Below are 12,500 nucleotides of genomic sequence, written 5' to 3'. Positions count from 1 at the left end.
GGAAAAATCCAATCAATGTGCTTTCTACTGTAAGCTGATCGCATCGAAGACAGAGCTTCCAAAGGATGCTGTCAGTAATCTTATGTCCGCCGCGTTGTTGCACGATATCGGAGAAATTATTCTTATTTCCTTGGAGGAAAGAACGATGCAGAATATCGGTAAAATTTCCGCGTCCAAAGAAATCGCATCTGCCGTATCGATAGAAGAAGCTGCATTAGGAATTACTCATACGAAAGTCGGTGCGTTGATCGCTGAGAAATGGAATTTTCCGGATTTATACGCAAAAGCGATGGAATTCCATCACAGGCCTCTGACCGTCGAAGAGGAATATATTCCTTATATTTATCCGATCTATCTTGCGGATATGATGATTAAGATCAACAATGAAGAGGCTAAATACGGCGAGATTCCCGAAAAGGTTCTTCAGTTTTGTAAATTCGAAAGCGCCGGTGATTTTCATTCTTTTAGAACTAAAGCTTTGGAAAATTTCCTATCAAGAACCAAATAAGATCGGTGAATTAGAAAATTTGAATTTTGAGGGAACCTATAAAATCTAAAAGTTTCGGGTTTCATTTTTAAACTTCCGGTTTCATTCCATGGGAAAAATCGTCGGTGAGAATTTCAAAAGCCGTTTTACGATTCGAAGTCAGTTTCGCATAAACAAGATCTTCCTTTCGTTTCACAAAAAGTTCCGCGCTGGCGATCTTACTGTTCAGACAATATTTCCAGCCGCCGGGCGGATTCCAGTACTGAAGGCAGGCAAAGTCTCGAGGTTCCGCATAGATTCTTCCTCTAATTTGAATCTCGCTTGAGTTCGCCGCAAAATTCCAATCGAAGTAGCGATATTTCGCCCTACCGAAACTTAAGAACGGATGATTGAGTTTATAATCCTTGCCTTTAAACCGAAATACGATCGGGGTGATTGCCGGAGTCCATAAGGGACCGATCTTTAACTTTGCGGTGGCAAGTTCCAAGAAAGAATCCGCTTCTTCCTCAAAACCGACAACTTGTCCCCAAGCGTATTGATCGGTATGTTTGGATCCCCAGTTATGATTGTGACTTCCGATCCAATCTCGAACTTGAATTTCTTGGGAACCGAATTTCAAACTTCCGGAAACTTTCACTCTAGGATTTCCAACCAACACTTTCGCTTTCGGAAAATTTCCTTCATACAAATTTTCGGGGAAAAGAAAAAGTGCAGGACTGCCGCCTGAAATTTTTAGATCCCAAAAAATTTTTTCAGAGCCTTTGCTGTTTCCGGCTTTTCCTAAAAGATACGAATCCGAAAGTTCAGAATCTCCGATCCTAACGGAGAATGGTGTGGAATGAAACTCACATTTTTGGATAGGGAATTCCGACTTGGATACAAAATGAGTATTTTTTTCTCCGTCAAAATAAATGGCCCAGAGTTCTCCGATTGCCTTTTCGGGATGGTTTTTCGGTGAAAAAATCGTATAACGAATCCATATCGCCTGACACGCGTTAGGATTATTGGCTCTGACAAACCAACTTTCATAGTGTCCTGTCAGATCGTCCGTTTTGAATCTTGGGTGATTGAAATTGGATGAGATTTCGTTCATAGTTTTCCTTGAATCGAAAGAATTCCGACTCTTCTACGGGATTGTCGTTCTTTCTCAAGTATAATTCTCATTTTTGAATCTTATTTTTCTCGTGAGTCTTTGTGTTTTTTGAGGAAAGGCAGATTCGATTTTATCTTCAGATCAACTTGAAGTTTGTTTTAATCCGAACTTCAAAAGAACGTTTTGCGGTAATAGATAACGTGAGTGCGGCGGTTGAAAGTTTGGGCGAATAAGAAACTAAAGTGTTGCTCTCTAACATAAACCAACCTCACAAATACTCGGATCCGAAGATAAATCTGTCGGAATTCCGACAAATCCTCTCTGAAACTTACGCCCCACCCTTATTTTTGGGTGGGGGTGGAAAGGTTCGGGAGATTTTTCTCTATCAGAAAATCATACTTTTTGCAAGTAAAAAGCCTCATTCTTGTCGGAACACTTGAAAAATATCAGTTTTTGATCCTTATTATCCCAAAAGCCTTCTTAATTTGTGTGGGTTGGTTACGGCTCTCTAAGGATCGCGTTAACTCAGCGAAACACTCTCTAAGGATCGCGTTTCAAGTCGTTCGATAGGCTGCTCTTAGAGCAAGTTCTAAAAATATAGAAAAGAATCCATTCCGCTACTATAAAAACCGAATCAATTCCGAAAGGGATTTCAAATCCCCTTTTTCGTTTTTTAAGTAGGATCTCCAACCTAAATACTTCGGAACTACGATATCCAGTTCGTATTTGTCTCCGCAATAAACTAAACGATCTCCGGAAAGCCCCACCAAACGCATCGCCTCTTCGAAAATCTTCGAAGAAGGTTTTTCGTACCCGAACTCGGCACTGACTATTACAGGATTTAAATATTCTAATATTCCTTTTGCTTCCAAGAGTGCCCTAAGTCTGTGATCCCAATTTGAAATCACTCCGAGTCCCCAATTTTCGTTCTTACAATGATCCTTAAGTTTCCAAAACCCCGGATCAACGCTCCAAAGTTCCGGGTCCGCAAATTTGTTATAGATGATCGGAAACGCTTTTTCAAGTGAAACGCGGTCCGGAATTCTTTCTAAAAAATCTGCGAGTAATTCCTTCCACCAGCCTTGAGTTCCTCCCGGATGGAATTGATATTTATCCCTATGTTCTGGCGGAGAATTCTCATGCATCTTATGCCATGATTCGGAGAATGCTTTTCTGTAGATTTCTTGTGAATTCTTTTCTTTTTTGAACCCCGCTTCTACGAGGATTTCGAGATAGGTTTCACCGGCGGATTTTTTCAGATGAAGAATCGTATCTCCTACATCCAAGAATAGATATTTATCATAATTCACGTGCTTACTTTTTTCCCCCCCGAAGTTTTTGCATCAAGGAATTCTAAAATCAAAAATGACTTGAAAGTCGCATTAAAATACGTACGCTCGGAATTTATGCGAGGTTCTAATCTTTCCATCGGGATTTTTATCTTTTCGGGTGTCACACAACTTGATTTTACAGGACCTTATGAAGTTTTTTCAAGAATTCCAAGCGCGAAGATATTCCTATTCGCTCAATCGAAGAAACCGGTTGTGGCGGAATCGGGAATGAAATTGATCCCCGACTATGATTTTTCGAATTGCCCCGATTTCGACATTCTACTCGTACCGGGAGGCGCCGGAACTACTCTTCTCATGGAAGAATTTGAAGTCTTAAATTTTCTCAAAACAAAAGCGGAAAATTCTAAATTTATCACTTCGGTTTGTACGGGTTCTTTGGTACTTGCTGCGGCTGGTCTTCTAGACGGATATAAAGCGACAACTCACTGGCTTTCCTTGGATGTTTTAAAATTGTTTCCGGTTCAGATTTCTGGCGAACGTTTCGTTAAGGATCGTAATCGGATCACCGGGGGCGGGGTTACCGCGGGAATCGACTTTGCCCTTTTTTTAACCGCTGAACTTTTCGGGATTGAACTCGCCGAAGAAATTCAACTTATGATCGAATACAATCCGACTCCCCCTTTTACTTCGGGGCATCCGACGACTGCTACTTCTCATTTGGTGGGGAAAGTAAAACTGAGTCGGGAAACCACTCAAAATCGTAGAAAGGCGGCGGCTATTCGAGTTTTGGCATTCAACAAAAAAGCATCGAAATCGGGTTCGTAGTTTTAGGAAACTACGAACCTGCCTTCCACCGTAAAGAAACAGAATCTTCGAATATTCATCTTTTATGATGAACTAGATGAGGTTCGTCTAGGTCTTTCCAAAGTGCCGGATTTCCGACCGTGAGTGACGCTTCGTGAATTTCCTTTAGAAACTCGGCTTCTTTTTCCGGATTTTTTTTCTTTTGCTTCGAATTCAAGGATTCCTTTACGCTTGCAAGGATCTTGTCCAAAAGAAAATGAATCGGTTTGTCCCAAATTGCGGCCGTGGTCACGATCACCATTCTTCTATGAGGGATTACATACACGAACTGGCTCCCTTTTCCGTTTGCCATAAACGTTTTTTTCCCTTCGAATTGGTGCGTCCACAATTGGTAGCCGTAGTTTTGTGAGGCTCCTGGTTTGATTGCTTGTTTGATCCAATCGAGCTTGAGAATTTTCTTACGTTGATAACTTCCATTGTTCAAGTACAGGATTCCGAATTTTACCATATCAATCGGCCTCAGTCTCAGACCGAAACCGGCGGTCTGTCTTCCCGAAGGAGATGTGTACCATTCGTAACCTTTAAAATCAAGCCAAGAGAATAAAGTATTTTCCGCGAAATGAAGCAGTGTCATACCCGCTTTGTTTTCCAAAACCGCGGCGGCAAGTTGAGAATCTCCGTTGCTGTAATCGAATTTTGTTCCCGGTTTGTCTTTCACTTCGGGTAATAATGCGATTATGAGAGGATCTTCCGCGGTTCTAATATCCTCTCGTTCCGGAAACTCGGACCAGCGCATTCCGGACGCCATATGAAGAACGTCTCTGAGCCGAAGAGACTCTTTGCCTTCGAGTAAAGGAAAAGGTAGGTTTCCAAGGGAAAGAAGAGAATTCATTACCGGCTCGTTCACCGTTTTTAAAATTCCTTCGAAATTTAAAATTCCGAGCAGAGTGGATGTGACGGTTTTTGTCACCGAATAAACGCTGTGATTGTGATTGCGGGTAGTGCCTCCCGCATAACGTTCCATAACCAATTTTCCGTCCTTTACGATCAGAAGAGAACGGACTTCGAGTCCTTCTTCGCGAATGGATTTTGATAAACGAAGTAGGGGAGCTGAATCCAAACCCACATCTTCCGGCAGGGCGATCGGAAAACCCTCGAAAGGAGTTCTATTGAGTTGTTTTGGCGCTAAAAAACGAGAGGAGTTTCCTAATATTACTTCCTCGCGTCCGGTAGAGGCGCAGGAAAGGATCCATCCGACCCAGATCAGAAAAAGGAAAATTCTCATACGAACCTCACTCTTTTTCGTAAGACATTCAAATCGATTCTTTTTCTTTTGAATTTTCGATTTTTGAAATTTATTTCCTAGAACCTTTGCAAGTTGAATGGGTTCTAAAAGTATTTTTTATTCGGATTCGAGTAACTTTTTGGCTGATTTTTGTGAACATTTATCGTAGTGTCTTTTTCGATGAATTCAAAACTCATTTTACGTTTTTTTCTAATATGTTTTTTTTGCACTTCGATTTTAAGCATGGATTGTTTGGTTCGAGTTGATTGGGATAATCCGAATCAAAAAAACGTGAAAAAGGTTCCGTCTCCCGATGCCTTTCCCACGGCGGAAGACGCTAATCTTACGCAAGTAGAACGGGCACGGCTTATCAAGGAAAGAAAACGGATCGGACTTTCTCCGGAAGGCTTTGAACTCGTTCATAATCAAGAATCCAAATTTTCTTACGAGTACGCTTGTACTCAACTTCTTGCCAAGTGTCAGGGGAATTGTATGGAGGAATGGTATCCTTTCACCTCTATTTTCTTGCCGATTATAGGCTATAGAAGCGCAAAACAACGGCAATGTATGGACCGATGTAATCAATTCTGTAAACTTCCCAGTCGAATTCTTTCCGGCGAAACGAGTACGGCTCCGACAAGCCCCGGGCCGCAATCTCATTAAAAATCCGTGAAAGGAGTGTCAAAATAGATTTCTGTTTTTGAAGACTGGGCCTCAAAATATTCTTGAGACAATTTCAACTTCAAATTTTCGTCTTTCCAATTCTTAAAAGGAAGTCCGTATAGAGTAGTGCGGTATGTGTCTAAATCGAACGGATAAAAAAATCCCTTTGGAAATCTGGTTTTGAAATTTCCTGCGCCGAAAAACGTAAAATCGGCGATAACTTTCCAGCGTTCTTTCGTCCAAATCTCTTCTTCGCTTAACAATCGGATTTCGTAGTAAAAGTGATCCAGCTCCGGATTTGAAAGTGAAACGACGGTCTCCTCGATATATTCCTTATAACCTAGAGGCAAAAGGCGGACGTAGTGACCGGGAAAACCTTTGCCGGGTAGTCTCGCCAAAAACGGATCGGTGATTCCCAGAAGATCGATCCAGTGAATTCCGGGACCGCCGTAAAATCCTGATAATCCGACATTAGTCGTAATCTGAACTTGCCGGAATTCCGAAATGTTCGTCTCAGTTTTCGGGTTGTTGAACGCGATTTTTTTTGCGTATTGTGCCCAAGGATGAGTGTCGGGAGTGGTTCCCTCAAACCAATGATTTAAAGAAGTATTGTCCTGATACGAAGCTCTTTCGTCTACGATTCCTTTTTCCACTCGAATCGGGGATCTCTGAAATATGTAATGAAGAGGCGAGGCAGAATGCGCAAAAAAGTAAACCGAAACGATCGCACTTGAGGTAAATAAGAATCTTTGAATGTTTAATTTAGAATCTTCAAAATGAAGGGCTAAAAAAAGTGATTGGGAAAAAACCGAAACGATCAAGCAGGTGCCCAAAAATCTTCCGGCCATAAAGTCTCCTCCGATCTGGAGAAGATACAAAAACACGAAGACTATCGAACCGAAACCGAGGAACAGAATTCCTTTTTCTTTTTCGGACAACGCCCATCTTATTTTTGTAAATCGTTGTAGAACCGGCTCCGAAATTATCCAAAAGACATGCATTCCGAAAATAAAAAGAGCGATCGGATCCCATTTTAAGCTGATTTTGAGGTAGTTCCAGCCGACTAAAATTTGTTCTGGAAAGGGCGACAATACATTTGTTTTGGCATAGAAAGTGTTCGGGAGAGGGGAACCGAAGTAGACGATAGAAAACCCCAAGTAAAGTAACCAGATAAATATTCCTAAAAAAGAATATTTCAAAAATTGAATTCTTCTATTTCTGAAAATTTTTCCCAAAAGAACGCACAGGGGCGCCGCCAAAAACAAAATCAGATCTAAGCGGGTCAAAAGCAAGAGTCCGGCCAAAAATCCGATTTCGAGAGAATCGACAGCTGTGTTTTTTGGTTTTCCGTTTAAATACAATGAATAGAACTTAATCTCGAAAAAAAGTAAAAGCAGAAATGAAAGAGGGTTCTCTAAGCCTGAAGTATTATAATCTATGAATATTCTAGAAGAGAAAAGCGCCGACAAAGAAATAAAAATCAATCCGAGACCGAATCGAAATTTCAAGAGAGTGAAACAATAAACGGATAAAAAAAGAATTCCGCAGGCATAAGATAGAATGTAAGCCGAAGCTGAAATGTCTTGAACGATCCGTTGGATCGGAATCAACAAAAAAAGCCAAAGCGGATGAGTATAGACCTGAACCCTTTCCCAAGGATTCCATCGAAGACCGAATCCGTTCAGAAAGTTATCCACGACTCGAAACGTAATGAACGAATCGTCGCTCAACCAGGCGCTATGATAAAAAAGGAGCGTATAAAGAAGGAATAAGGAAAAAAGGGCGATTCTACCGGAAATTTTTTTGGGAAGGACGGCTTCCGGAAGACCCATCGTTTTAAGAGTGTCGTTTGCGAAGTTCTTCTACGATGTCCTGCAGAGAAAGTTCTTGTTCGACGAGCAATACTTGTAGATGAAAAAGCAAATCAGCCGCTTCGTGGGTAAGTTCCTTTTTATCGGAATTTTTTGCGGCGATGATTACCTCTCCGGCTTCCTCTCCTACTTTTTTGAGAATTCGATCCACTCCGCCTCGGAACAAATCCGCGGTATAAGATTTATCGGGAAGGTCCTGTTTTCTTTTTTTCAGAATGTTTTCCAGCTGTAATAAAAATTCCATAAGTCCAGGTTTCCTTTACAAAATCTGCCTCTCATTTTCCCGGACTCCGATTCTCCGACAACCGTATTTTTTGAGTTCTTCCGAAAGAAAACGCTGGCTAAGGAATTTGCGAAAGAATCTTATGATTACTGATCTCTAGAAAATAGGATACCGTTAATTGGGCGCAAATTCCACGTTTAGACGCGGAATTTTGGACACTTAATTATGTAGAGATAAGTAGTGTGAAAAATCTACCAGGACTTTAACATCTCCGAGAAGTCGCTCAAACGTGAGAGTTCCCACAAGAAAGTAACTTTTACTTGTAGATGTATGATTTTATGATAAAGAAAAATCTCTCGAATCTTCCCACCATCGGCCACTCCTCCGCACAGAATGAGGGTGGGATTCAATTATCACAGGGGGTTGCCGTATTTCCGACGGATTTATCTTCGGATTCAAGTAATTTATGGGTAAAGTTAAAGTTGCGGCTTTTTAAACGTAACATAACGTTCCCTCTTGAGTGTGTTGGATTTTTATCTTTCCCGGTTTCCGTTTTGTTTTGTGTAATTTTTTGTTCGCCGATTTCGGCAGAGATTCAATGGGAAAAATCTGTCAAGACCGCTTTTGAAAAAGCAAAGACTAACGGAAAACCGATTTTTATCGATGTCTATGCGGATTGGTGTGGTTACTGCAAGACTTTGAAGAATGAGATCTATCCCAAAAAAGAAGTTCAGCTGGAACTTTCTAAGTTTGTTACGCTTTCTTTAGACGGTGACACCTTTCCGAATTTAAAACGCAAATACGGAATCAAAGGTTATCCCTCGATTCTTTTCTTGGATCAGAATGGAAGTCTCATCGATAAAATTACCGGGATGCCGGATTCCAAGATGATTCTCAAATATTTGAAAAACGCATACGCTCGCAAAAATTTAGAGAAAGAATATCTCGAAAAATTAGCCAAAGATCCGAGCGGGATCAAGACCAATTTTCAAGCGGGAGTTTATTATTTCGAAGCGAAAAAATATACAAAGGCCATTCAATTTTTTCAGAAAGCAATTGGCGCGGACGATACAAGGGATACGGATAAAAAACACGACGCATTATTTAATTTGGGAATTTCTTATTTAGAAGTCGGTAACTTTAAGTTTGCAATTGACACTTTCAATTCGTATATTGCCAGATATCCGAACGGGGATCTATCTTCGGTCCTTTTCTTTCGAGCAAACGCGTACGAAGAATTGAATCGAAAAGAAGAAGCAAAGGCTGATTACAAAAAGGTTCTGGAATTGACAAGCGACCCGGAAGAGAAAAGAGACCTTCAATTCAGAATCGATTCTTTGAATTAGAATATTTTAATATTCAATTTTCCTTGCGTCGAACTCGCGTTAATTTAACGTGGAGTTAGTCCTAAAACGTTAGAATTTCTACTGATCTCTATAAAATAGAATATCGTTAATTTGAATACAAATCCGCGTTAGACGCAGAATTTTGGACATTCTATAGTAGAGATGAGTAATAAGAATTGAATCGCGAAAAAGGTCGTTCGAAAGCTCATAGAACTAACTAACGTGAGTTCGGTGTAACAAAATGCAAAAGCGATTCTACGTTTCGACCTGAATGCCGATCCATAGAGAGGCTTCGCTGAGTTAACGGCGCTCCTTAGGAAGCCGTTTTGCTGAGTTTAGGGAGAAACATTGAGTTAAATTCCGAAAAAATTGGAGCATTGTGTTGCGACCGACCTCAAACGGTGCCCTTAGAAAGCCGTTTCACTGAGTTTATTAGGTAGCAATATTGAGTTTAGGAAAGCTCTGCGCCTGAGTTCAGGGAGTCGTTGCACTTTAGTTTCTTATTCGTCCAAACTTTCTTACGACCCTGCTCACGTTAAGAAACCTTTATGAAATCTAAAAACAACAGTAGTAATATCAAATGACTGTATAGAATCTCTGCTTTGCAGCTATCATTAAATAAAAAATTAATTATATAAAAATTCTTTTATATAATTAATCCCTTAGAAAAGCAAGGCCCCAATCTCTTACATTGCCGGCCCCTAGAGTGATAAGCTTATCTCCGGGCTTCAGAGAATTTTTCAATGTGAAAATTCCTTCGGAAATTTCTTTGGGGAGAATTTTTGCGGGAACTTTCATAGAATCCAAAATAAGTTCGGCTCCCACACCCTCGATCGGATCTTCTCCTGCGGGGTAGATCGGTAAAAGATATACCGATTCTCCGGTGTCCAGACTTTCGGCAAATTCCTTATAAAGATTTTGTGTTCGAGTATATCGATGTGGTTGAAAAAGAATGATCGCCCTTCCGTTTTTTTTCAGACTTTCCATGGACTGAATCACCGCCTTGATTTCTGTGGGATGATGTCCGTAGTCGTCGTAGACTTCGATTCCGTTTTTGCTGCCTAGATACTCGAGTCTTCTGCTAACTCCGGAATATTCCGAGATTTTAGAAACGAGTTCCGCAATGGGCACACCCGCTTCAAAGCAGGTCAGAATCGCGGCCAAAGCGTTTTTTAAATAGTGTTCTCCCGGATACTTAAGAGAAAATGAATATTCCTTTTCTTGAAATCGAAAACTAAGTCTGCCCGACTCGATCGTGTAATATATGATTTTAGAAGAATCAATATCCGATAAGGCATCGTTTCCCGTGTTGTTTCGAACGCTGGATGTTTCGATTATCGAAACTTTCTTTTTCGAATATTGTGAAATATCTTTTTTCCCGATTCGTAACGTTTCGCTATTTACGTTAGATGAAATTGCTCTGTTTTGCGCAACATTCGAGCCCCGTGTGATAGTTGTTTCTACGTCCGAATTCTGAGAAAGATCCTTTGCAATTCCGCCGGAAATAAAAGTTTTAGAAAAGCCTAATATTTTAGAATGGTCTTGGACTAGCGTAAGAGAATCGCGGATTCCGATGTCGTCCAAATTCAAGATCAATTTCCGAGAGGCGCGCTCCATATAACGCGCAAAAGCGTTCAGTAGATTCTCCCGAGTCTGGTAATGGTCCAAATGATCTTCGTCCACATTGGTAAGAATTCGAATTTCCGCATTATGATTATTGAATGTACCGTCCGACTCGTCCGATTCGAATATTCCCCATTCTCCCTCTCCCCAAGAACCGCCTTTTCCATCCAAAAACGCGACTTCTCCTCCAACCATTATAGACGGCGACATCCCGCATTTTTCCAGCAGGAATGCGGTCATGGCGCTCGTCGTCGTTTTACCGTGAGAACCCGCGACGGAAATTTGTTTTTTCTCCGACATGACCTGATGAAGCAATTCCGACCGATGCACTAAAGGAATTCCCTTGTCTTTGAATTTTTTTACCAAAGGATGGGAATCCAATCGGATCGCGGAGGAATAAACCGCAAGATCGTAATTCTCCGCTTTTAAAACATCGGATTTATGCAGTACGGTTGCGCCGTTTAAAACCAGTTTTTCCACGATCGCCGAATGTTTTCCGTCGTAACCTCCGACTTTAAGTCCCTTACTCAAAAGTAAAAACGCGAGAGAGGACATACCGGAACCGCCGATTCCTAAAAAAAACGGTTTTTGAAAGGACAATCTGTTTGAACTCATCGTCAATCGAGAGAAAAGAAATACTTCACTGTGTCTTTGGAGGCGTCCACGTGGGAGCACTGAAGAGAACTGATAGACATGTCGTTTAACAAATTCACGTTATTTATTATTCGATCCAATATTCTAAAAAGATGGGATTCGTCCTCGTCCTTTTGATCGATAACGATCGCGGCCCCGTTGAGTTCGAAGTATTTCGCGTTCGCCATCTGGTGATCGTCTTTCGCGTACGGATAAGGAATCAAAATCATAGGTAACGCGAACGCCGCACATTCGGAAAGAACACCCGAACCTGAACGGGCGATCACGAAGTTTGCCCATTCGTAGTGTTCTTTCATGTTATCGGAATAAGAGATGAGTTCGGCATCCTGCTTTGTCTTTTGGGAAACCTCTTCGTATAACGCGGAACCGGTTAATACTCGAAATCGAAACTGAGTGTTGATTTCCTCGTGCCCCATCAATGCGATGACGATATTATTGATCTGTCTCGCTCCCTGACTTCCGCCCATCACGAGCACGTTAAACTGTGTTTTCTTTTTGGTGTCGTATTTTTCGGAAAACTTCAAAGACATCTTAGGAAGCGTTTTTTTTCTGAGCGGATTTCCGAGAACTTGATAATTACAGGGGATCGCGGAATTTTTCGGCGGAAAACTAAAGGCGACTTTGTTCGCAAATCGAAAGAACAGTCGGTTCACGTTTCCGGGTACGGTGTTTTGTTCGCAGAGATAGATTTTCTTTTTAAAAAGAATTCCGTAGAGTATGGAAGATACGGTGGAATAACCTCCCATTCCGATTATTACGTCCACATTCAATTTTCTGAATAAAAGAAACGTTTTTAAAATCTGAATCGTATAACGAAAAGGAAATAGAAAAATATTGCTCGAAAGCGGCGGAAGGTTATGCCACAGAACCGGACAAGGAGCTTGTTCTAAATCCGGATTGTTTCGGTTGCGGATCAAGGAATATAGATATAGGTTTTCGTATCCGATTTTTTCTTTCAAGTCGGTTAATACTTCCGCCAGAGCCACTCCCGGTGAAATATGTCCCCCGGTTCCGCCGGCCGCGATTACGATCGATTTCATAAACCCAGGTTTTCCTTTCGCGTAATATTGACAAGAATTCCAAGAGAAATCAGTACGATGAGAATTGATGATCCTCCGTAACTCACGAACGGCAAACTGATCCCCGTAATCGGAAAAAT

12 protein-coding genes (2 of these 12 only partly in view) are annotated in these 12,500 nt (G+C 41.2%); 4 read left to right on the top strand and 8 right to left on the bottom strand.

The features are described 5' to 3' along the window. Nucleotides 1-508: the end of an HDOD domain-containing protein gene (locus FHG67_RS16140; RefSeq protein ID WP_004500088.1), read on the top strand. The gene continues 1,019 nt to the left of window position 1, outside the view; the window shows 508 of its 1,527 coding nt (coding positions 1,020-1,527); its start codon lies off the left edge, out of view; its stop codon occupies nucleotides 506-508. Between the two features lie 67 nt (nucleotides 509-575). On the opposite strand, the gene FHG67_RS16135 is transcribed toward FHG67_RS16140, so the two are convergent. Both FHG67_RS16135 and FHG67_RS16130 read right to left on the bottom strand, forming a co-directional pair. Beyond that, entirely contained in the window at nucleotides 576-1,580 is a 1,005-nt protein-coding gene (locus tag FHG67_RS16135) for a hypothetical protein (RefSeq protein WP_142499851.1), read from the bottom strand. A 620-nt stretch (nucleotides 1,581-2,200) separates the two neighbouring features. After that, complete coding sequence (locus FHG67_RS16130; RefSeq protein ID WP_004499002.1) at nucleotides 2,201-2,890, bottom strand: HAD-IA family hydrolase; 690 nt, start codon at nucleotides 2,888-2,890, stop codon at nucleotides 2,201-2,203. A gap of 96 nt (nucleotides 2,891-2,986) precedes the next feature. Between FHG67_RS16130 and FHG67_RS16125 the strand changes: the two genes are divergently transcribed. Next, the gene (locus tag FHG67_RS16125; protein ID WP_051017893.1) at nucleotides 2,987-3,697 is read left to right on the top strand and encodes a DJ-1/PfpI family protein; all 711 of its coding nucleotides are present in this window, start codon (nucleotides 2,987-2,989) and stop codon (nucleotides 3,695-3,697) included. A 55-nt stretch (nucleotides 3,698-3,752) separates the two neighbouring features. Here FHG67_RS16125 and FHG67_RS16120 read toward each other — a convergent pair whose 3' ends face one another. Then, a complete protein-coding gene (locus tag FHG67_RS16120; RefSeq protein WP_004496929.1) occupies nucleotides 3,753-4,961 on the bottom strand; it encodes a serine hydrolase domain-containing protein in 1,209 nt (402 codons plus the stop codon). A 180-nt stretch (nucleotides 4,962-5,141) separates the two neighbouring features. On the opposite strand from FHG67_RS16120, the gene FHG67_RS16115 reads away from it, so the two are divergent. Continuing rightward, complete coding sequence (locus tag FHG67_RS16115; protein ID WP_026054730.1) at nucleotides 5,142-5,624, top strand: LIC_10730 family protein; 483 nt, start codon at nucleotides 5,142-5,144, stop codon at nucleotides 5,622-5,624. Here FHG67_RS16115 and FHG67_RS16110 read toward each other — a convergent pair. Next, nucleotides 5,621-7,456: a hypothetical protein gene (locus FHG67_RS16110; protein WP_004498992.1), complete on the bottom strand. Its 1,836-nt coding sequence runs from the start codon at nucleotides 7,454-7,456 to the stop codon at nucleotides 5,621-5,623. The two genes, FHG67_RS16115 and FHG67_RS16110, sit on opposite strands and share 4 nt — an antisense overlap. A gap of 4 nt (nucleotides 7,457-7,460) precedes the next feature. Continuing rightward, complete coding sequence (gene hisE / locus FHG67_RS16105) at nucleotides 7,461-7,739, bottom strand: phosphoribosyl-ATP diphosphatase (RefSeq protein WP_002630316.1); 279 nt, start codon at nucleotides 7,737-7,739, stop codon at nucleotides 7,461-7,463. Nucleotides 7,740-8,056: 317 nt separating this feature from the next. Between hisE and FHG67_RS16100 the strand changes: the two genes are divergently transcribed. After that, nucleotides 8,057-9,064 (top strand): tetratricopeptide repeat protein, encoded by a 1,008-nt coding sequence (locus FHG67_RS16100; RefSeq protein WP_061235332.1) that lies wholly within the window; start codon nucleotides 8,057-8,059, stop codon nucleotides 9,062-9,064. A 654-nt stretch (nucleotides 9,065-9,718) separates the two neighbouring features. Here FHG67_RS16100 and FHG67_RS16095 read toward each other — a convergent pair. The 3 genes in view from FHG67_RS16095 to FHG67_RS16085 are tightly spaced (at most 2 nt apart) and all read right to left on the bottom strand, a layout consistent with a single transcriptional unit that may run on beyond the window. Then, nucleotides 9,719-11,302: a UDP-N-acetylmuramate--L-alanine ligase gene (locus tag FHG67_RS16095; protein WP_061235334.1), complete on the bottom strand. Its 1,584-nt coding sequence runs from the start codon at nucleotides 11,300-11,302 to the stop codon at nucleotides 9,719-9,721. Between the two features lie 2 nt (nucleotides 11,303-11,304). After that, nucleotides 11,305-12,381, bottom strand: a complete 1,077-nt coding sequence (locus tag FHG67_RS16090) for a UDP-N-acetylglucosamine--N-acetylmuramyl-(pentapeptide) pyrophosphoryl-undecaprenol N-acetylglucosamine transferase (RefSeq protein WP_002617790.1) — start codon at nucleotides 12,379-12,381, stop codon at nucleotides 11,305-11,307. Then, a protein-coding gene (locus FHG67_RS16085) for an FtsW/RodA/SpoVE family cell cycle protein (RefSeq protein WP_004496922.1) crosses the window boundary here: on the bottom strand, nucleotides 12,378-12,500 show its end. The gene runs 1,026 nt beyond the window's last position; 123 of the gene's 1,149 nt are visible here — the last part of the coding sequence; its start codon lies off the right edge, out of view — the gene reads right to left on this strand; it ends in the stop codon at nucleotides 12,378-12,380. The genes FHG67_RS16090 and FHG67_RS16085 overlap by 4 nt, the downstream gene beginning before the upstream one ends.

Origin of the sequence: Leptospira weilii, from assembly GCF_006874765.1 — a bacterium.
In the GTDB taxonomy this organism is placed as follows: Bacteria; Spirochaetota; Leptospiria; order Leptospirales; family Leptospiraceae; genus Leptospira; species Leptospira weilii.
The sequence above is the reverse complement of the archived record's forward strand: the minus strand, read 5'-3'. Positions and strand labels throughout refer to the sequence as shown.